The sequence below is a fragment of the Allokutzneria oryzae genome, from assembly GCF_042429765.1.
In the GTDB taxonomy this organism is placed as follows: Bacteria; Actinomycetota; Actinomycetes; order Mycobacteriales; family Pseudonocardiaceae; genus Allokutzneria; species Allokutzneria oryzae.
On sequence record NZ_JBHLZU010000018.1, the window covers coordinates 339,483 to 359,165 of the forward strand.

Annotated in this window: 19 protein-coding genes; 9 read left to right on the forward strand and 10 right to left on the reverse strand. The window is 71.1% G+C overall.

The annotated features are described in order from the left end of the window. Positions 1–15 precede the first annotated feature (15 nt). Complete coding sequence (locus ACFFQA_RS20825; RefSeq protein ID WP_377854601.1) at positions 16–1,215, reverse strand: cysteine desulfurase-like protein; 1,200 nt, start codon at positions 1,213–1,215, stop codon at positions 16–18. Positions 1,216–1,338: 123 nt separating this feature from the next. Between ACFFQA_RS20825 and ACFFQA_RS20830 the strand changes: the two genes are divergently transcribed. The 3 genes from ACFFQA_RS20830 to ACFFQA_RS20840 all read left to right on the forward strand — a co-directional run bounded on the left by ACFFQA_RS20830 (position 1,339) and on the right by ACFFQA_RS20840 (position 3,787). Continuing rightward, positions 1,339–1,902 (forward strand): bacterial proteasome activator family protein, encoded by a 564-nt coding sequence (locus ACFFQA_RS20830; RefSeq protein ID WP_377854604.1) that lies wholly within the window; start codon positions 1,339–1,341, stop codon positions 1,900–1,902. Positions 1,903–1,998: 96 nt separating this feature from the next. After that, positions 1,999–3,294, forward strand: a complete 1,296-nt coding sequence (locus tag ACFFQA_RS20835; RefSeq protein WP_377854605.1) for a YncE family protein — start codon at positions 1,999–2,001, stop codon at positions 3,292–3,294. Positions 3,295–3,442: 148 nt separating this feature from the next. Beyond that, positions 3,443–3,787: an RNA polymerase-binding protein RbpA gene (locus ACFFQA_RS20840; protein ID WP_377854608.1), complete on the forward strand. Its 345-nt coding sequence runs from the start codon at positions 3,443–3,445 to the stop codon at positions 3,785–3,787. 59 nt (positions 3,788–3,846) lie between these two features. Here the strand turns inward: ACFFQA_RS20840 and ACFFQA_RS20845 are convergent, their stop codons facing one another. From ACFFQA_RS20845 to amiA, 5 genes are all read right to left on the reverse strand, one after another. Continuing rightward, the gene (locus ACFFQA_RS20845; RefSeq protein ID WP_377854611.1) at positions 3,847–4,908 is read right to left on the reverse strand and encodes a hypothetical protein; all 1,062 of its coding nucleotides are present in this window, start codon (positions 4,906–4,908) and stop codon (positions 3,847–3,849) included. Beyond that, entirely contained in the window at positions 4,905–6,260 is a 1,356-nt protein-coding gene (locus ACFFQA_RS20850; protein WP_377854614.1) for a YcaO-like family protein, read from the reverse strand. The genes ACFFQA_RS20845 and ACFFQA_RS20850 overlap by 4 nt, the downstream gene beginning before the upstream one ends. After that, on the reverse strand, positions 6,257–7,663 hold the full coding sequence (locus ACFFQA_RS20855) for a CocE/NonD family hydrolase (RefSeq protein WP_377854617.1): 1,407 nt from the start codon (positions 7,661–7,663) through the stop codon (positions 6,257–6,259). Before ACFFQA_RS20855 ends, ACFFQA_RS20850 begins: the two co-directional genes overlap by 4 nt. Then, complete coding sequence (locus ACFFQA_RS20860) at positions 7,660–8,499, reverse strand: hypothetical protein (protein WP_377854619.1); 840 nt, start codon at positions 8,497–8,499, stop codon at positions 7,660–7,662. Before ACFFQA_RS20860 ends, ACFFQA_RS20855 begins: the two co-directional genes overlap by 4 nt. A 70-nt stretch (positions 8,500–8,569) precedes the next feature. Further along, positions 8,570–8,734 (reverse strand): streptamidine family RiPP, encoded by a 165-nt coding sequence (gene amiA, locus ACFFQA_RS20865; RefSeq protein ID WP_377854622.1) that lies wholly within the window; start codon positions 8,732–8,734, stop codon positions 8,570–8,572. Between the two features lie 61 nt (positions 8,735–8,795). Between amiA and ACFFQA_RS20870 the strand changes: the two genes are divergently transcribed. Further along, on the forward strand, positions 8,796–10,052 hold the full coding sequence (locus ACFFQA_RS20870; RefSeq protein WP_377854625.1) for an MFS transporter: 1,257 nt from the start codon (positions 8,796–8,798) through the stop codon (positions 10,050–10,052). A gap of 8 nt (positions 10,053–10,060) precedes the next feature. Here the strand turns inward: ACFFQA_RS20870 and ACFFQA_RS20875 are convergent, their stop codons facing one another. Genes ACFFQA_RS20875 through ACFFQA_RS20890 form a run of 4 tightly spaced genes read right to left on the reverse strand, consistent with a single transcriptional unit; the run spans position 10,061 to position 13,813 of the window. After that, positions 10,061–10,837 (reverse strand): ABC transporter ATP-binding protein, encoded by a 777-nt coding sequence (locus ACFFQA_RS20875; RefSeq protein ID WP_377854628.1) that lies wholly within the window; start codon positions 10,835–10,837, stop codon positions 10,061–10,063. Next, a complete protein-coding gene (locus tag ACFFQA_RS20880; protein WP_377854631.1) occupies positions 10,834–11,853 on the reverse strand; it encodes a FecCD family ABC transporter permease in 1,020 nt (339 codons plus the stop codon). Before ACFFQA_RS20880 ends, ACFFQA_RS20875 begins: the two co-directional genes overlap by 4 nt. Next, positions 11,850–12,830, reverse strand: a complete 981-nt coding sequence (locus ACFFQA_RS20885) for a FecCD family ABC transporter permease (protein ID WP_377854634.1) — start codon at positions 12,828–12,830, stop codon at positions 11,850–11,852. The genes ACFFQA_RS20880 and ACFFQA_RS20885 overlap by 4 nt, the downstream gene beginning before the upstream one ends. Continuing rightward, positions 12,827–13,813 carry an ABC transporter substrate-binding protein gene (locus tag ACFFQA_RS20890; protein ID WP_377854637.1) on the reverse strand — a complete coding sequence of 329 codons (987 nt, stop codon included), beginning with the start codon at positions 13,811–13,813 and terminating at the stop codon, positions 12,827–12,829. The genes ACFFQA_RS20885 and ACFFQA_RS20890 overlap by 4 nt, the downstream gene beginning before the upstream one ends. 143 nt (positions 13,814–13,956) lie before the next feature. Here ACFFQA_RS20890 and wzm point away from each other — a divergent pair, with 143 nt between their 5' ends. From wzm to ACFFQA_RS20915, 5 genes are all read left to right on the forward strand, one after another. Then, entirely contained in the window at positions 13,957–14,820 is an 864-nt protein-coding gene (gene wzm, locus ACFFQA_RS20895) for a galactan export ABC transporter permease subunit Wzm/RfbD (RefSeq protein ID WP_377854639.1), read from the forward strand. 16 nt (positions 14,821–14,836) lie between these two features. Then, positions 14,837–15,628 carry a galactan export ABC transporter ATP-binding subunit Wzt/RfbE gene (gene wzt, locus ACFFQA_RS20900; protein WP_377854642.1) on the forward strand — a complete coding sequence of 264 codons (792 nt, stop codon included), beginning with the start codon at positions 14,837–14,839 and terminating at the stop codon, positions 15,626–15,628. Further along, positions 15,625–16,560 carry a galactofuranosyltransferase GlfT1 gene (glfT1, locus tag ACFFQA_RS20905; protein WP_377854644.1) on the forward strand — a complete coding sequence of 312 codons (936 nt, stop codon included), beginning with the start codon at positions 15,625–15,627 and terminating at the stop codon, positions 16,558–16,560. The genes wzt and glfT1 overlap by 4 nt, the downstream gene beginning before the upstream one ends. An 82-nt stretch (positions 16,561–16,642) precedes the next feature. Continuing rightward, on the forward strand, positions 16,643–16,906 hold the full coding sequence (locus ACFFQA_RS20910; protein WP_377854647.1) for a hypothetical protein: 264 nt from the start codon (positions 16,643–16,645) through the stop codon (positions 16,904–16,906). 165 nt (positions 16,907–17,071) lie between these two features. Then, complete coding sequence (locus ACFFQA_RS20915; RefSeq protein ID WP_377854650.1) at positions 17,072–19,675, forward strand: arabinosyltransferase domain-containing protein; 2,604 nt, start codon at positions 17,072–17,074, stop codon at positions 19,673–19,675. The last annotated feature ends 8 nt before the right edge of the window (positions 19,676–19,683 follow it).

Consider the following 19,683-nt stretch of genomic DNA (forward strand, 5'->3'; position numbering starts at 1 on the left):
CCGACCGAGCGCGGATCAGCGCAGCTCGGCGATGGCCCGCACGAGCTGGTCCACCTCGACGGTGTTGGTGTAGTGCGCGAGGCCGATGCGGACGGCACCGCCGACCTCTCCGACGCCGAGCGCGGCGAACACGCCGTTCTGGCCGTTGTCGGAGAAGGCGCAGACGCCCCGGTCGGCGAGGTGCTCAACGGCGGCCCACGCCTTGGTGCCCGCGACGGTGAAGGCCACGGACGGGATCCGGCGCATCGCGTCGCCGATGACCATGACGTGGCGCAGGGCGCGCAGCTCGTTGATCAGGCTCGCCATCAGGCCCGCCTGGTACGCCTTGACCGAGCCCAGCGAGGTCAGCAGCCGCTCGCGGCGGGGGCCGACCGCGGCGTCGTCCAGGGCCGCGAGGTAGTCGACCGAGGCCACCACCCCGGCGAGCAGCGGGTAGGCGTGCGGGCCGAGCTCCAGCCGCTCCGGGCCGCGCGCGCCGGGGTCCAGCGAGCAGGACGGCAGCCGGTCGAGCAGGCTCGCGTCCCGGAAGACCAGCGCCCCGACGGGCGGGCCGCCCCAGGCCGACGCCGAGACGGCGACCACGTCGGCGCCCATCGCGGTCATGTCCAGCGGCAGGAACGGGGCAGCCGCCGAGGCGTCGACCACCACGAGCGCGCCCGCCGCCCTGGCGTAGTCGGCGATCTTGCGGACGTCCGGGCGGGTGCCGACGGCGCCGGAGGCAGCGGTGATCGCCACCACCTTGGTCCGGGAGCTGACCAGGTCGTCGTACTGCCACGCGGGCAGCTCGCAGGTCTCGATGTCGACCTCGCCCCAGCGGACGGTGCAGCCGGAGCGCTGGGCGGCGCGCTGCCAGGGCAGGCAGTTGCCGGGGTGGTCGAGACGGGAGACGACGACCTCGTCGCCGAGCAGCCAGCCCTGGCCGACGGCGTCGGCGAGCCGGTCGAGCAGAACGGGTGAGCTGGGCCCGAGCACCACCCCGGCGGGGTCGGCTCCGACCAGGTCGGCGAAGGCGCGGCGAGCGGCCTCGACGATCGCCTCCGCCCGTTGGGAGGCAGGGAAAATTCCCCCAGGGCCGGAGACGGGGGCGCGCAACGCCGTCGACACCGCGGTTGCCACCTGTTCAGGTACTTGCATACCGGCCGGTGTGTCCAGGTGCACCCAACCGTCGCCCAGCGCGGGGAACAGCCCACGGACTTGAGCGACGTCGAACGCCATGCGACACACCGTACGGAGGATGTCCAGCCGCGTGGTCGGCGGGTAGGCGACGTCACGGAGCAGAGTCGGTCGGTTACAGCGATCGGCTCGCATCGAAGCCCTGGATCGGGCCAGGATGGAGGCATGACTCAGCCCAGCGACAACGACGGCGAGCAGCGGGTCGTGGTCATCGGACCGGACGGCACCCCGATGGGCGCGCTGCCGTCCGGAGCTTTCGACCACAACGGGGAGGAGCCCGCCGAGGGCCAGCAGGAGGTGACCGATCTCGTCGAGCAGCCCGCCAAGGTCATGCGGATCGGCACCATGATCAAACAGCTGCTGGAGGAGGTGCGGGCGGCGCCGCTGGACGAGGCCAGCCGCAACCGGCTCCGCGAGATCCACCGTTCCTCGATCAGCGAGCTCGAACAGGGGCTGGCCCCGGAGCTGCGCGAGGAGCTGGAGCGGCTGACGCTGCCCTTCGAGGAGGGCTCGACGCCATCGGACGCGGAGCTGCGGATCGCCCAGGCCCAGCTGGTCGGCTGGCTGGAGGGGCTGTTCCACGGCATCCAGACGGCGCTGTTCGCGCAGCAGATGGCCGCGCGGGTGCAGCTGGAGCAGATGCGGCGGGGCGCGCTGCCGCCCGGTCTCGGCGGCGAGCACGGCGAGCACGGCGGCCCGAAGATCAGCGGGACCGGCCAGTACCTGTGAGGCAGCGGGTCCGCCGCGGCCTTGCTCCATCCGGCGGAACCCAACCGTAATTGAAAATGGTTATCGTCTTCTCTGGATGTTCACTCCAGAGAGGCGATGACCGTGCGCTTGTTCACCCCTGTCGCGACCGCGCTGCTCACCGCGGCGGGCCTGCTCCCGCTCGCCGGGTCCGCCCAGGCCGCGCCGGCCACCACCAGGCTGCTGGTGGCCGATCCCGCCGCGAGCGCCGTGTACGTGCTCGACCCCAGCGCCGGGCAGGTCACCGGCACCTTCCCCGGGCGCAAGCTCAACGATCACGCGGGCACGGTCACCCTGGCCGACGGCCGCGTGGTCTTCGTCGACGACGCGGCCAACGAGCTCGTCGTGGTCAACGTCAGCGGCCGGCCCCGCGTCGTCGGCACGGCCCACGTCGAAGGCGAGGTCTCCCACTTCGCCGTGGACGCCACCGGCCGCTTCGCCGTCGTCGCGGGCAGCGAGGGCCACGAACACCCTTCCGACCACGACCACGAGCACGGGCACGCGGCGCTCACCGCGGTCGATCTCACGACCTTCACGTCGGGACACGGCGTGGTGCACAGCGGCGAACCGGGCGTGCTGATCGACAACACCACGGTCCTGCACCGCAACGACGCGCCCGCGCAGCTGGAGAGCTACCGGCTCGACGCGATCACCAAGGCGGGCGGTGCGCACCTGACCGTCGGCGCCACCAAGGCGATCGGCGAGCACGGGCACGGCGAAGCGTTCTCCCCCAAGCACCGACGGGCGGTCACCGCGACCGAACACGGGGTGGACCTCACCGAGGTGACCCGCTCGGGTGGATTCGGCGCGCAGCGCCTTGCCACGTGGGGCGGCCCCGGACGCGGCTTCTACCTGCGGCTGCACGACGACGCCGACACGGCGGTGACCTACGTGCGCGACAGCACCTCACCCGACTGGACGAAGTGGACGGAGCACGCGTACCTGCTCGACGTGCGCAGCGGCAGGGCCACCCGGACACCGCTGGGCAACGGCTACGTGTTCCGGTTCGGGCTCTCCGACTCGCTGGCGGGCTACGTGGTGCACGGCGCGGCGCGGGACGAGCTGGTTCTCGTCGACGTCAACGCCCGCGACGGCGGCTTCGGCGAGCTCACCCGGCGGATCGACCTCGGCGTCCTGCCCGGTGGCCCGCAGAGCGGCACGGATCCGTTCACCGCGCAGACCAGGAAGATCGCGCTGGACGACGCGGGGCGGACGGCGTTCCTGACGGCCGGCGGCCAGGGCAGGGTGGACGTCGTGGAGACCGCGAGCGGGCGGGTCACCGGGTCGCTGAAGGTGCCGAGCGCGCTCGACCGCGGCGGGGCGGTCGCCGTCTGGGAGCCCGGCGTGTCGCACGCGGACACCGTCGGTCGCTGATGCCGGGAAGGCGCGCGTCTCGCCCAGTCGTGGGACGCGCGCTTCTTTCCACCGGAAGGGGAAACAGCTGGAGGAGCGGGAATTTGCGCCGGGTTGCACACTGGGGGGCGCAGCAGTGTCCCTGACCTCTAATTCGGAGGAGCCCCCTGTGAATGCGCTCCGTGGCAGCAAAATCGGCGGCGTGAGCTACGAAGCCGACACCGACAAGGATCTGGCACCGCGTCAGGTGACCCGCTTCGCCTGCCCACGCGGCCACGAGTTCGGTGTCATCTTCGCCGCCGACGCAGAGCCGCAGGACACCTGGATCTGCCGAAAGCACGGGGTCACGGCCGTCATCGTCGACGGCAAGCCCGCCGAGCAGCAGGCGAAGTCCGGCCGAACGCCGTGGGACATGCTGCGCGAGCGGCGCACCATCAGCGATCTTGAGGAGCTGCTCGACGAGCGGTTGGAGATCCTGCGTCAGCGGCGTGAACTCGACAACGAAGTGACCTAGCCGAAAAACGCACCGCCGATTTTTTCGGCAACCTATTCACGCAATCGATTGACCGAATCTCACGCACTGATCGCGAGCGCGTGAACAAGCCTGTGCCGCTCCCCCAGATCGAGCACGGCGTCGGTCCAGCACCCCACCGGGCGGCACCGCAGCCCGAGCCCCGTCGCGCGCAACCACGCCCGGTGCACGGCCATCCCGGCGAGCACGTGCCTGCGCAACGCCTGCTGCGGTGTCGGCTCCACTTCGCCTGGCACGAGCAGCAGCGCGCCGCTCTCAGCCACCTCGGGCTGCCCGCACGACCGGACGGAGAGCGCTTCGGCCAGCTCGGGGTGTTCCGCCGGTTCGACCAGCAGCGCCCCGACCCCGTCCGCCGCGGCCAGCACCTCTTCGGCCACCGCCGAGGTGAGCCGCCCGGACAGGGGCCATGGGGCGCTGTGCCTTGCCAGGACCTGTCCCGGCACGGGTGGCGTGGTCCGCGGCACCGGCGTCGGCGGCAGCTCCGCCAGCTCGGCAAGCGCGTTCTCGATCAGCGGCAGCACCGGCACGGTCGCATCCGGCTCCGGCGCGGGTGGCGCTCCACAGTGGACACCGGCGGCCGGGGTGATCATCGCGAGCGGGTACTCGGTCGCCCGCCCCGGCCAGCCCAACCGGGGCGCGACGCCGCCGACGACCATCTCCGCCCCGGCGAACCCGGCCAGCGCGTGCCCCAGGTCCAGCAGCAGCACCGGCAGCGAGCGGGGCCCATAACGCCAGGTCGTCCGCGACGGAACCACGGAGAGCACGATCGCGGTGCCCGTCCCGCCGACCTCGCGGGGCGCGGCAAGAGCGTGGGCGAGCGGGTCGTAGCTCCACGCGACGCCGTCGATGACCACGTGCGCGTCGATCGGGTAGCGCCCGCCGGCCGAAGGCACCCGGCGCAACCGGACTCCGCCGAGCTTTCGCACCGGATCGGCGGCCAACGCGAGGTCGAGCAGACCGCCGACCCCGTCGTCTGGCCAGCGCGGCAGGGGAAGCAGCTCGCCCGGCCAGCTCCGATGCGCCGGTGGGCGGTGCTCCGGCACGGTCGGACCGGGGTCGGCGCCGGACCAGGCGGCGCGCAGCGCTTCGAGGACCGCGCTCACAGGAACGGCGGCGGGTCGAGCACCAGGCCGTCCGGGCCCGCGAGCGGATCTGCTCCGCGCGCCCACCCGCGCTCGGCGATCACCTGCCGCCACCGCGGCAGGCCGAGGTAGCGGAAGGCCGCGGGCGCGTTGGGCACCAGGCCGGTCGCGCACACGCGCCGCACCCGCAGCGGCGTCTCGGCGATGTCGGGAGTGGTGAGGTCGGCGCTGGCCACTCGGCAGCCGCTCGCGCGCAGGCTGGCCAGCAGCGACGGGAGATCACCACGCGGCAGCCCGTCGACGCCGATCACCTCGGCCGGTGCGGTGAACCTCGGCAGGAGGCGGTCCTGGACGCGCTTGTCCAGCCAGACCTGCGGCTGCGCGCCGAGATCGCGGACCCGTCCGAAGTGGACACCGGTGTCCTCGGCGTAGGCGCGGTCCTCGCGGTGCTGGAGGTACAACCCCTCAGCGAGCACTCCCGCCTTGATCGCGGCGAAGACCCACCCGTCCGCGTCGAGCAGGCCGAGCGTGAAGACCCACGTGTGCACCGCCTCCAGCACGGCCTTCACGCACGCCTCGGCCGGATCGAACCGCGCGGCGCCCCCTCCGGCGACGATGCCGGTCACCTCGTCGACCGCGACGGCCGCGACGCAGGCGACGGGGTGCTCGGTCGGCAGCTCGACGAGGTGAACGCGCAGCCGTGACCCGGTCAGCTCCCCCGCGAGGCCGGGCACCGAGTCCAGGTCGATGCCCCGGCTCGGCCCGCCGAGGTGCCACCACAGCTCCAGAGCGTCGCGCTCCAGCAGCTCCAGCAGCCCGCGCCGGAACGCGTCGTCACCGTCGGCCCCGGTGGCGATGCCCGCGTAGTTGAGGTGATGCGTGCGCGGCTCGCCGCGGCGCTGCCCGGAGAAGAAGTTGAGGTACACCCACGACGCGGGCAGCCAGCACGGAAGTTGATCTTCCTCGCCTGCCACCCACAGCTGGGGCAGATCGCGGTCGAAGGGCTTGTAGGGGAACTTGGGCAGCTCGTGCTGCCACGGTGCGAAGAACGGCAGGTCCGTCGGCCCGAACAACCGCGAACCTTCCGCTTCGAGCTCTGCCGCGGTCGCGCGGCGCAGCCCGGTCGGCACCCGGTTGCCGCAGTACCGCTCGACGGCCTCACCGATCGCGGCGATGCGCGCACCGTCCACGTCGCCGAAGGTGGTGCCGAGGCTGACCCGGTCGGCGGGCCAGGCCCCGAGCCTGCGCGCGTCGGCGACCTCCGCGGTCACGCCTCGGTAGCGGGTGGGCGCGCCGGGCACGTGCTCGACGTCGACCAGCCTGCGGATCACCCCGGTCAGCGGGTCGATCAGCGCGTCAACGGGCAGTGTCACCTGGCGACCTCCTTGATCACGTCGACGGGCTCGGCCGTGGTCCACGGCAGCTCGACCGCGCACGAGCGGACCTCGCGGCGGCTGGACAGCAGCTCGGTGGCGTCAACGGCATCGACCCCGGTGTGCGGATTGCGGGCGTGGCGGGGCCAGTGGTGCCCGGCGATCTCCAGCCGCAACCGCGCGTTCGGGGGCACTTCGAACCCCACCGGTCCGATCTCGGCGGTGACGGTCGTGGGCTCGCCCGGCGTGTGCCTGCGCCGCTCCACAGCGTGGCCGAGCTGCGGCCAGGTCCCGTCGGGCAGCTCGACCGCCAACCGGAAGACCCAGTCGGCGTCCGGAGCGTCGGCGACCGCGTCGATCTCCACGCGCACGAGCCCCGCCAGGACTCCGCCGCCGAGCTCGTCCGTCACGGCGAGCGCCCGATCCGTCCGATCCGCATCGCACCGCAGGTCCACGCCCACGTCGCGGGACGGGAACGGCCGCAGTGGGTCGGCGCTGAACTCGCGTTTTGTAGGCTTAATGCGAGAAAGAGCGCACCCATCTCGCATTAAGCCTACAAAACGCGAAGAAGCGCCGACCCAGGAGTTGGGGGTGGGGGTGGAGGTGGGGGGTGTGGCGTGGAGCGCGCGGGCCCAGGCGGTGTAGAGGGCGCCGATGCGCTTGCCACCGAGCGCTTGGGTTGTGTCGAGGTTGTGGCCCCAGAGGCCGACCACCAGGGTGGTGGGGCCGCGCCAGGTGTCCGCGAGGCGGAGGGTGTGGCGGAGGAACGGGTCGCGGAGGCCGCCGACCGCGAGCAGTGGGGTGTCCACTTCGGACAATTCTGTCCACAGTGGGGACAGCGGTGGTGCGTCCCAGAGGGTGGACCAGCCGGGAACGTCGAGGGAATCGCGGATCGGCAGGGCTTCCAGGTCGTGGTCCAGCGGCGTCGTGCGGGCGACGGAGGTGCCGCCGTGCTCGCTCCACCAGCCGAGGCGGCAGGCCAGGCGCGCCGCTCCGCCGGGCTCGCGTGCCGTTTCGCCGAGGCCCAACGCGGGGACGGCGGCGATCACTCCGGCGAGTTGGCCTTCCAGGGCGGTCGCGACCGCGCAGTACGCGGCGTAGGAGGCCCCGACAGCGATCACCCTGCCGTCGCAGAAATCGTTGTCGCGCAACCACTCCAGGGCTACGCGACCGTCAGCGCGCTCGTGGGCGTATGGCAGGAACTCCCCTGTGGAGCCGTAGCGACCGCGCACGTCGACCACGACGCAGGTGAAGCCTCGCTTCGCCCAGCCGAACGCCTCGGCCAGGTGCTGGTGGCGGCCGTACGGGGTTCTCAACAGGACCGCCGGGCCGGGGTCCGCGGCCCTGACGACGGTGGCCGCCAAGCGGGCGCCGTCGGCGTCGATCACGTGCTCGGAGATCACGGGGCTGCCCCGGGCACCGGCAGCACCGGGTGGTCGGTGATCGCGGCCGAGTCCAGGTCGAGCACGCGAAGGCGTCGGCGGGCCGGGAGCGGCGAGGTGAGCGATCCGTCGCGCTCGGCAGCTTGGACGGCCCACGCGCGCAGGTCGAGGGCGGCCAGCGTCGCCACGGCGGCGCGGTCGAGCTCGTCCATGGCGTCGTCGCCGGTGACCGGCTCCTGCGCGGACCAGAAAGCGGTGAGGTGCTCGTGGCCGGACCCGGCGGCGGCGAGGCGGCGCTTGCGCACGTCGGAGTGGCGGGTGTCCCCAGGCTGAGCGGCGATCGGCTCCAGCAGGGCGTGTCTGCCCTCACGGCTCACGCGCTGCCACGCGATCCCGTGTTCGGGCAGGTCATCGAGGTTGCTCCACCACGCGGGAGCGGGGCCGTCGTGCACGGCACACACAGCCCCGAGTCGACCTGTGGACAACTCTGTGGACAACAGGGCGCCAGTTGTCCACAGATCACCTTCCCCAGTGAGCGGAGGAAGAACGCAGGGTTGTGCGCCCGCCCTGCTCAGGGCCGCGTGCACGGCCTCGACCAGCCCAGATGAGCCGATGATTCCCACGAAGGAGTTATCCACAGGCCACTGTGAGCGACCACCCAGGTAACCGGCCGCGCGGAAGGCGCCCAGCTCAGCGGGCGGGTCGCCGGAGTCGTCCACAGCCAGCGCGGCACGGACCGCGACCGTCCGCTCGGCGGGCAGCGCGACGTCCACGATCTCGCCGTCCGGGCAGCGCAGCGCGGCCCCCCGGCCGGGGACGTCGAAGAGGACCGCTCCGGGAACGAGTCGTTCGCCCACTGGGATCTCCAAGGTCGTGCACGGCGGTGGCCGCCGCGTCCACGAGGGACGCGACGGCCACCGGCAGGGGTCAGTCCTGGTCGTCGAACGGGTTCTCCACCAGGGCGTTGCTGTGGCTGGCCGAGTTGTGCGGCAGCTCCCGCTCGGACTCGACGCGCACGAAGATCTTCTCCATCTCGCAGTTCACCTCCTCGACGATGTCGTTGCTGCGTACCGGTTTCCAGGAGTACCACAAACGATAATCATTACCAACAGGGCTGAACGGGTGACGACTTTGACAACCGTTATCAGCTAGCATGCGGCTCGTGTCAGCCGAGCACCTGCGCCAGGACCCCGACTTCCGGCGCTACCTGCTGGCCAGGGCGATCTCCGTCGCGGGCACCCTGGTGAGCGTCGTCGCCCTGCCCGTCCTGGTCTACCAACTGACCGGCTCCCCGGGCTGGACCTCGGCCGTTGCCGCGACGGAAGCCTTGCCGTACCTGCTCTTCGGCCTCTTCGCGGGCGCGTTCGCCGACCGGCTCGACCGGCGGCGGCTGATGGTGTGGGCCGACGTCGTCAGCGGTGTCCTGCTGGCGAGCGTGCCGCTCGCGTGGGCCACGGGGACGCTCACGGCGCCGCACGTCCTCGTCGTGGCGTTTGTCACGCAGACGATGTTCGTGCTCTTCGACGCGGCGAACTTCGGCGCGCTGCCGACCCTCGTGGGCCGCGAGCGCACCACGGCCGCCTTCTCCGCGGTCTTCGGCACCACCACGGTCGTCGAGCTGGCGGTGCCCCCGCTCGCCGCGCTCGCGGTCACGATGTGGGCACCCGCGCCGCTGATCGCGTTGGACGCCTTGACCTATGCCGCCTCCGCGATGTTGATCAGGGCCATCGTCCGTCCTCTGTCCACATCGGACCGAGGACGCCCGCGCTCGGCGAACGATGTGCTCGCCGACGTGCGCGGCGGACTCGTTTTCCTGTGGCAGAACAAGACCGTGCGCACACTCACGTTGGTCGGCGCGACGCACTCCGCCGTCGGCGGTGCGTGGATCGCGATGCAGCTCCCGTGGGCCGACCGCGTCCTCGGGGTCGCACCGTCCGGCGACGCGCGGCTGGCCGTGCTGTTGAGCTGCTGGGCGGTCGGCGGCCTGGTCGCGTCGCGGCTGGTCCCCCGGCTCACCAAGGCGCTCGGCGCGGCGCGGCTGGCGTTGTTCGCGCTGCCGGCGTCGCTGGGGGCCGGGCTGGTGGTGATCGCCACGTCGCACTGGGTGGTGGCGGTTTTCGCGATCACGTTGTGGGGGATGGCTTACACGACCGTGGTGATCAACGCGATCACGTACCGGCAGCAGGTCACGCCCGACGAGTTGCAGGGGCGGGTGAACACCACCGCGCGCATGTTGGCGTGGGGTGTCGGGCACCCGGTCGGCGCCGCGCTGGCGGGTGCTGTCGCGGTGTGGACCGACCCGCGCGTTGGGCTGGCCTCCGCCGTGGCCGTGCTGGCCGTGGGTGTCGTCGCCGCTTGGTGTTCACCGCTGCGCGCGGAGGCCCGTGACCGCGCTCCTGCCGTGGCGTGAACCCGAGCTCAGAGGACCGCGTCGTAGGTGCAGGCGGGGCGGCCGGTGATGTCGTCGTTCCACACGCGGCCTCGGACTCCGAACACGTCGGCGAGCAGCGCGGTGTCCACGGCTTCGGCGGCGTTGGTGTCGGTGTGCACGGTTCCCTTGTGCAGAGCCACGATTCGGTCCGCGTACCGCGCCGCCTGTTGCAGGTCGTGCAGCACGCTCACCACTGTCAGACCGCGCTCTGACCGCAGACGCGCGATCAGCTCAAGGACTTCGAGCTGGTGCCGGACGTCCAGGTAGGTCGTCGGTTCGTCCAGCAGCAGCACCGGGGCGTCCTGGGCCAGCGCGAGGGCGAGGCGGACTCGCTGGCGTTCGCCGCCGGAGAGGTGGTCGACCGCGGTGTCCGCGTAGGTCTCCACACCAGTCGCGGCGAGTGCCGTGCGGACCTGGTCGTCGTCGCCCGTCCTGAGCATCCCCAACGGTCCTCGGACCGCGTAGCGGCCTTGGCGGACGAGTTGGCGGACCGTCATGCCGGGAACGGCGGGCATCGCCTGCGGCAGCGTCGCGACTTGTCGAGCGATCTGCCTGCGGGACAAGGACTCCAGGTTCCGCTCCCCCAGGAGGACGGCTCCCGAGTCTGGCTTGTGCAGGCCACCGATCACCCGGAGCAGCGTGCTCTTGCCACAGCCGTTCCTCCCGACGAGCGCCACCCACTGGCCCTCGTCGATCTTTATGTCCACTGTGGACAACACGGTGCGCTGCCCGAACCGGACGGTCACTTCGGAGGCGGTGATCACCGCGAACCTCCTTCCAAGGGTGCCCTCGACGCACGCCGGGCCACCACCACGAGTACGACCGCGCCGAGGACCGCCGTCACCGCTCCGGTCGGGATGCCGAGCCGTTGCGAGCCCACCGACGGGACCAGGGCGGTGAGGGCTTGCGCCGCGAAGTCCGCTCCACCCACGCAGGCCGCTCCGACCAGCGCGGACGCGGGCAGGAGCCATCGGTGTTCGGCCCCAAGGACCTTGCGGACCGCGTGCGGCGCGAGCAGGCCGACGAACGAGACCGTGCCCGCGGCGGCAACCGCAGCCGCCGTCGCGAGCACTGCCGCTCCGAGAGCGGTCAGCCGCCAGGGCACCACCGCGAGGCCGACGGTGCGGGCGTGGTCGTCGTCGACGGCGAGCAGGTCGAGCGCCGGGGCGAGCACCACCGACGCGAGCGCCACCAGCAGCAACCACGGCCACAGACCGTTCCAGTGCTCCCAGGTGCGCCCGGACAACGAACCGACCAGCCACCTCGCCGCCGCTCCCGCGAGCTGCGGGCGGGCCGTCAGCAGGACCAGGGACGCGCCCGCGAGGACCGCGGAGACCAGCACTCCGAGCACCGCCAGCCGCAACGGCTCCGCCTTCGCCGCGATCAGCCACAGCGACGCGCCGCCGAGCACTCCGCCGAGCACAGCGGTGATCGTCAACGCCTCCGGCTGGTCGGCGATGCCGAGGAACACCGTGCCCGCGACCGCGCCGAGGACCGCGCCGGAGCCGACCCCGGTCACCTCCGGTGAGGCGAGCGGGTTGCGGAGGACCGCTTGCAGGACGGTGCCGGAAAGGCCGAGCGCGGCGCCGACGCCGAGGCCGACAAGCACTCGCGGGACCCGGAGCTCTGTGAGGACACCGCGGGTGAGGTCGTCTCCTCCGCCGAACACCGCTGCGAGGGTGTCCGCGGGTGAGACTGTCGCTCCGACGAGGAGAGCGGCGAGGGCGGCGACAGCCGCGAGCACCGCCAGGACGGGTAGGACGACGACCGGCTTCCTCATCCGAGCACCTCACGAGCGGAGCGCCTGCGGACGAGCAGGGCGGCGAGCGCGATCGCGACGAGTGCGGTGAGACCGCCGACCGGGAGCTCCACCGGGTAGATGACCGTGCGCGCGGCCAGGTCCGCGACCACCACCAGCAACGCGCCGAACAGCGCCGACCAGCCCAGCCAGATCCTCGGGTCGGCGCCGGGGCGGAGACGGCGGGCGAGATGCGGGCCGAGGAAGCCGACCCAGGCGATCGGGCCGGACGGCCCCACGGCGATCGCCACCAGGGCGCAGGCGACCACGAGGACGATCATCCGCGCGCGGTCGGCCCGGACTCCCAGGGCTGAGGCGGTCTCGTCGCCGAGCCGGAGCACGCCGAGCAGCGGAACGCACAGCAGGGCCAGTGGCAGCAACGCGATCAGACCGGGGGCTGCCAGGCCGACGGAGGACCAGGTGGTGCCGGTGAGCGAACCGAGGAGATAGCGGAACAGCACGCCCTGTTCGCGGGAGTCGGAGAGCGAGACGGCGGTGAGCATCAACGCCTGCATGGCCGCGTTCACCGCCGCTCCGACGAGGAGCACCGCGGCGGGACCGACCACGCGGCGCGCGGCGAGCAACGTGATGAGGCCGCCGATGACCGCACCGATCAGTGCGGGGACCAGGGGCGCTCCGGGGATCGGGACGGCCCACACCACGCAGACCGCGACGAAGACCGCCGCACCGCTGGAGACTCCGAGCAGCTCGGGCACCGCGAGCGGGTTGCGCAGGGATTCCTGGAGCAGCAGCCCCGCGACCGCGAGCGCGGCGCCGACGAGCAGGCCGAGCACCAGTCGTGGGGCGCGGAGCAGCACGACGACCGCGTGTTCGAGGTCGGTCTCGCCCGCGAACGCGGCGGGCAGCCGGTTCACCCCGACGAGCGGAGTGCCGAGGCAGAGCGCGGCCGCGCTCACCACCAGGAGGGCGAGCGCGGCCACCACCACGCTTCTGCTCATGCCTTGGCTAGCAGGGACTGGGACTCGTCGATGATCAAGGACAGGGAACGGGTCCCCCTGCCGGAGCCCCAGGGCTTGGGGGCCACCTCGTGGACCTGGCCCGCCTTGACCGCCTTGACCTGGGACCAGACCGGGTTGGTCGCCAACTGCTCGGACAGCTTCTTGTCCGTGCCGAACAACAGCGAGTAGACGAAGACGGTGTCTGGTTGTTTCGCCAGGATCTCCTCGACGCTGAACGTGCTCGCCGTCTCCGCGTTCGTGCCCTTGGCCGTCCAGGGGTAGGTGTAGAGCGCGCCGAGGAGCTTGCCCGTCACCGAGTCCGTGGTGTCCACGCCGATCGAGTCGGCGCTGCCGTACATCAGCAGGACCGTCTTCTTGTCGTAGCCCTTGTCGCGGCTCGTCCGCACCGCGGCGGCCAGCTTGTCGCGGAAGCGGTGTTCGGCGTCCGTCGCCTGCTGGACGCGGCCGGTCAGCGCGCCCACGTTGCGGAGGTAGCCGACCGAGTCCTGCCAGTCCCTCGGATCGACGGTCCACAGTGGAGTGTTGAACTTGCCGATCGCCTGGCGCAGCTGGTCGTGCACTCCGGCGAGGCCGATCACCAGGTCCGGGCGCATCCCCGCGATCGCCTCGACGTCCTCGGAGCCGAAGCTGCCCGGCACCACCGGGACCGCCCTGCCCTCCTCGCCGAGCAGCGCGGGGTGGGTCAGCAGGGCCGCATTGCTCGTCCCGGCCGGTCGCATGCCCAGCTCGGCCAGGATGTCGTCGCAGAGGCCGGTGAGGCAGACGACGCGTTCCGGGGCCTTGCGCAGGGTGATCGCGGTGCCACGCGGGTCGGTGATGCCCAGCGCCGCCTCCAGGGGCGCGACCTGGGTGCTCACTTGATCCACCCGCCGTTGCGCGGCAGGGGCTTCCGCGGGCGCCGAGGTGCACCCGGCGAGGGCGAACAGGGCGAATAAGGCGGGCAGGGTGCGCGAGCTGCGCACAGGTCACCTCCGGGGTCGGCCGCGGGAAACACCGAAGACGATAACGGTTTTCAAAACCGCCTGTCGAGCATCGTTATCAAGGCATAACCGGCACAGTCGAGGGCCAGCCAGAGACGACTTCGACCGCCGGTACTCTCGTCCGCGTGTCCACCAGCACCATTGACGAGCACGCCGCCCCGCCGGTTCACACGCACCGCAGCTGGGGCAAGGCCTTCGACGACCTGCGTCGCGGTTGGCAGCAGAAGGAACTGTGGGGCCATCTGGGCTGGCAGGACATCAAGCAGCGATACCGCCGCTCGGTGCTCGGCCCGATCTGGATCACGCTCAGCATGGCGGTCACCGCCACCGGTCTGGGCCTGTTGTACTCGCAGCTCTTCGAGACCGAGCTCCACAACTTCCTGCCGTACGTCACCGTCGGCTTCATCGTCTGGAACTTCGTCTCCGGCTGCGTGTCCGAGGGCGCCGAGGTCTTCATCGCCAACGAGGGCCTGATCAAGTTCCTGCCATCACCCCTGTCGGTGCACGTCTACCGCCTGATCTGGCGGCAGGTGCTGTTCTTCCTGCACAACCTGATCGTCTGGGTCGTGATGCTGGCCGTCTTCCCGCCGGACGGCGAGGTGGCGCACTGGAAGTTCACCATGCTGATGGCGATCCCCGCGTTCGTCATCCTCGCGCTGAACGGGCTCTGGGTGGCCTTCCTGACCGGTGTGATCTCCACGCGGTTCCGGGACATCCCGCCGATCATCGGCAGCGTCATGCAGCTGCTGTTCTTCGGCACCCCGATCGTCTGGGAGCTGGACAAGATCAGCCAGCGCACGGGGATCACCGGCGGCGTGCTGGAGTTCAACCCGTTCCTGCACTTCGTCGAGATGGTCCGGCAGCCGATGCTGGGCAGGGACATCATCTGGCACCACTGGGTGGTCGCCGGCATCATCACCGTCGTGGGCTGGGCGCTGGCCCTGCTGTTCATGCGCAACTACCGCGCCCGCGTGTCCTACTGGGTCTGAGTGAGGCCGAAAACCAATGGTCAGCATTGACGTCTGGAACGCTTCCGTCGAGTTTCCGATCTTCGACGCGAAGACCCGATCGCTGAAGAAGGCCGTGCTCGGCAAGGCGGGCGGCAAGATCGGCACCGACCAGAAGGTGCCCATCATCGAGGCACTGCAGGACATCAACCTGTCGATCCAGCACGGCGACCGGATCGGCCTGGTCGGCCACAACGGAGCGGGCAAGTCCACGCTGCTGCGGCTGCTGTCCGGCATCTACGAGCCGACAAGGGGCCGCTCGCGCATCATCGGCCGGGTGGCACCCGTGTTCGACCTCGGCGTCGGCATGGACCCGGAGATCTCCGGCTACGACAACATCATGATCCGCGGCCTGTTCCTCGGCATGAGCCGCAAGGAGATGCTGAAGCGGGTCGACGACATCGCCGACTTCAGCGGTCTCGGCAACTACCTATCCATGCCGCTGCGCACCTACTCCACCGGTATGCGGGTCCGCCTCGCGCTCGGCGTGGTGACCTCGATCGACCCGGAGATCCTGCTGCTCGACGAGGGCATCGGCGCCGTCGACGCGGAGTTCATGGAGAAGGCGCGCGACCGGCTCAAAGACCTGGTCAAGCGCTCCGGTCTGCTGGTGTTCGCCAGCCACTCCGACGAGCTGCTCATCGAGCTGTGCGACTCGGTCATCTGGATGGACCGGGGCCAGATCAAGCAGCAGGGCAGCCTGCGCGAGGTGCTGACCGACTACAAGGGCCGCGACCCGTTCGAGAACCTCCCCCAGCACGTTCTGGAAAGGATCGGCGAGAGCCGATGAGCAACGAGACCACCCCCGAGAACCCGCCAGCGTTGCCGGCGGGGGCGGTCGTCGCGGTCATCGTCACGTGCCGCCGTCGCGAGCTGCTCACGCAGTCGCTGAAGGTGATGGCGACGCAGACCCGGCAGCCGGACCACCTCATCGTCGTCGACAACGGGCCGGACCAGCCGGTGAAGGACATCGTCGACAACTGCCCGCTGAACACCACCTACCTGCTGTCCCGGCGCAACCTGGGCGGCGCGGGCGGGTTCGCGCTGGGCATGCTGCACGCGCTCGCCATGGGCGCGGAGTGGGTGTGGCTGGCCGACGACGACGGCAGGCCCGCGGACGACTCCGTGCTGGAGGTGCTGCTGGAGGAGGCCGACAAGCGCAAGCTCGCGGCCGTCTCCCCGGTGGTGGTGAACATCAACCACCCGGACAAGCTCGCCTTCCCGCTGCGCCGCGGCCTGACCTGGAAGCGCGAGCGCGAGGAGCTGTCCTCGGCGGAGAGCCCGGACTTCCTGCCCGGCATCGCCTCGTTCTTCAACGGCGCGCTGTTCCGGGCGTCCACTTTGGACGTCATCGGCGTCCCGGACTACCGGCTGTTCGTGCGCGGCGACGAGGTGGAGATCCACCGCAGGATCGTGCGCACCGGGCTGCGGTTCGGCACCACGCTGCGGGTGGCCTACGCGCACCCGGACGGCTCCGACGAGTTCAAGCCGATGCTGGGCGGCCGGTTCCACGCCCAGGACCCCGGCGACTCGACCAAGCGCTACTACACCTACCGCAACCGCGGGTACCTGCTCTCGCAGCCGGGAATGCGCAAGCTCGGGATGCTGGAGGTGGCCCGTTTCGGGCTGTACTTCCTCGCCCAGCGCAAGGACCCGAAGGCATTCGTGGAATGGGCGAAACTGGTCAACCAGGGCCGCTCGGAGAAGTTCTTCCGCCGTTGAGGAAAGCCGGGTTCGCCGTCAGCTGATCCGCTGACGGCGAACCCGTCTTGTCGCCATCTCCGTGCGCTGGTCTGGTGGGGGCATGGCTGAGAAGAAGACCCTCGTGCTGCACCAGACCGGAGTGTCCACCCCGTTGATGTTCGCGATCAGCGACGAGACCGCCGTCGAGCTGACCGGCAGGCTGCCCGAGCTCGTCCGCTCCGGCACCACCTCCTCGGTGCGCTGCGCCGATGACTCCGACGTGGTGGTGGACTTCGGCAAGATCGTGACCGCGCACATCGGCCTGCTGCCGACCGTCGGCGAGGTCTACGGCGCGCCGGGACGGCGAATGCGCGGACTGAGCTGAGCGAGTCAATACCTCGGTCGAATGACGCACCAATGGGCGATAATCGGCGCAAAATATGACTCAAGTTCCCAGAGCCTGAAACTTGAGCGGCATATTTCGACGGTTCGCCTCAAGGTTTCTGAATCGAGATAGAGGGACGAGCCGAATGGGCAACACACTTGCCCAATGGCACGAGGGCTTCGTCATGCGCTGACAACCTGGGTTCTGCTCGGCGCGGCACTGCTGACCGCGGTGTTCGCGCTGCTGCTCCCCCTCGCTCCGGTCAACCAGGACGACCCCGTGCTGAGCTGGCCGCAGGCGGGCGGCCGGGTGGAGAACACGGTCGTGCCCCTGGTTCCCTACCGTCCGCTTGAGCTCACCGCGGACCTGCCGTGCCGCACCTTGGCCGCCGTTGACGGCGATGTGCTGCGCACGCTCCCGCAGCGCCAGGACCAGAACCCCGGCCGCGGCCTCGTGGTCCAGGCAAACGATGGCAGGCTGCTGATCAGCTCCTCGTCGACGCGGCTGCTGGACGAGGCCCGGCCGACCGGTGACTGCGCCTACCAGGTGCGCGCCGACGCGAGCGGGACCAGAGTGCTGCGCGACGGCCGCGTCATCGCCCAGCACGCCGGGCTGCTGCCGCCGCAGGTGGCGATGTTCGAGACGGCCGGTGTCGGCCGCGCCGAGGCGGACGGGCTCAAGGTCACGCTGCACACCGATGCGCGCTTCCAGTCCTCGCCCAGCCCGCTCAAGGCTGTTCTCCTTGTGCTGCACGGGATTCTGCTCGTTGGCTGCGGAGTGCTCGCCGTGCTCCGCTTCGGGGCGAACCGCGCGGGCAGCCGGTTGCGCTTGTCCCCCGTCGACCTCGTCGTGCCCGCCGTCCTGCTGGGCTGGACCGTGATCGGGCCGACCAACGACGACGACGGCTGGTACCTGCGGCACGCGCTGAACTCGGCCAACAGCGGCTACATCGGCAACTACTACCACTCGTTCAACACCTCAGAACTGCCGTTCGTGGTGTCGCAGTACGTGCTCGGCGGCTGGGCGTCGGTGAGCACTTCGCTGCTGTGGCTGAGATTGTTCGCCGGAGTGCTCGGGATCGGCGTCTGGTTCCTGCTGCGGTGGTTCCTCGCGAGCGCGCTGGGCGACCGACGCGCGTACCGGGCGGTGCCGTGGCTGACGGCGTTGGCGTTCCTGGTGTGGTGGCTGCCGTTCACCCCCACGCTGCGCCCGGAGCCGGTGGCGTGTCTCGGGGTCGCCGCGACGCTGGCGCTGTGCGAGTACGCGCGGCGCCGCGAGTGGCCGGGCTTGGTCGCTCCCGCAGTCGGCATCGCCGCGCTCACCACGTTGACCACCGTGGCCGGGCTCGTGGCCTGGGGTGCCGTCCTGGTGCAGTTGCCGTGGCTGTGGCGGTGGTTGCGGACGCGCCCGGTGCGTGACCGCCTCGCCTACGTCGGCGCGACCCTGGCGTCCGGGACGACCGCGTTCGTAGCGGTGTTCGCCGACGCGAAGTTCACCGACGTCGTCGAAGCCACTCGCGTGCACTACCACTACTGGATCGCGATGCGGTGGTACGAGGAGTGGTTCCGCTACTCCAAGCTCCTCGGGTTCGACCACCACGGCAACTGGGCGAAGCGCGCCGCGGTGCTCCTGACGTTGGCGGCACTGGTCTTCGTGCTGTTCCGCATCAGGCGGCGCCGCGCCCAGCTCGACGGCACGATGCTGCGGCTGGCTGTCGTCGTGGCCGTGGGGCTCGCGGCTCTCGCCCTGTCGCCGACGAAGTGGGCGCACCACTTCCTGGCCGTCGCTCCGCCCGCGATCGCGCTGCTCGGGTTGAGCGCGATCGGGACTCCCACGCCGCGCGGGGCACGCGCGCTGGTGCCCGGGCTGGTCGCCGCCGCGTTGACCGGGGTGGCCGCTGTGCTGACCTTCGGCGGGCCGAACTTCTGGTACGGCTTCTCCAACTGGGGCCAGCCGTTCGGTGACCACAGCGTGCCGATCCCGCAGTTCGCGTTCACGAAGCAGCAGATCGCGGACGCCACGGCCCAGGCGGAGACGATGCGGCCCGCGCTCGGGCCGGTGTCGCTGGACAGCCCGTTGCTGTGGGGCCTGGCGCTCGCCGTGTGCCTGCTTCTCGGGCTTCGCGGGCGCGGCGGGCGGTGGGCGTCGGTCGGCTCCGCCCGGTTGCTGGTGGCCGTCCAGGCGACCGCTGTGGTGCTGCTCGTGTCGGTGTTCACCATCGCTCCACTGCGCACGCCCGGCTGGTCGCTGGCCGGGAGCGTGCTGCGCGACGACTGCGGGCTCGCCGACCAGGTCAGGCTGCCGGAGGGCACAACGCTGGCCGAGCTGGCGCGAACCCGGCCGACCTCGGTGGACTGGGGCATCGGCCTGGTCTACCCGTGTGTGCCGATCCCGGCGGTCGCCGACGGGCTCAGCACACCGCCGGAGTACCGGGTGCTGCCCGCGGGACAGGGCGCCATGGGTGGTTCCATGCAGACCGGCGAGTTCGCGGGCGGCACCCACGGCTTCCTGAGCCAGGTGGGCCGCACCGAACCGGTACCGACTTTCGGCCCCTTGAACGACGGGAGCGTCCCGGCATGGGGCGAGTTGCAGCGGGTGCTCTACGCGCACCCCGTCGGCAGGTACACCGTCACGCACACCTCGCGGACGGTCAGTGGTCTGGACGGCGCGCCGACACTGGCGCAGTTCAGCTACGTCGGCGTGCCCGAGGGCTTCATGCGCGTCTTCCAGTCACCTGGAGATGACAACGCCGCCGGACCTCCCCGATAACCACAATT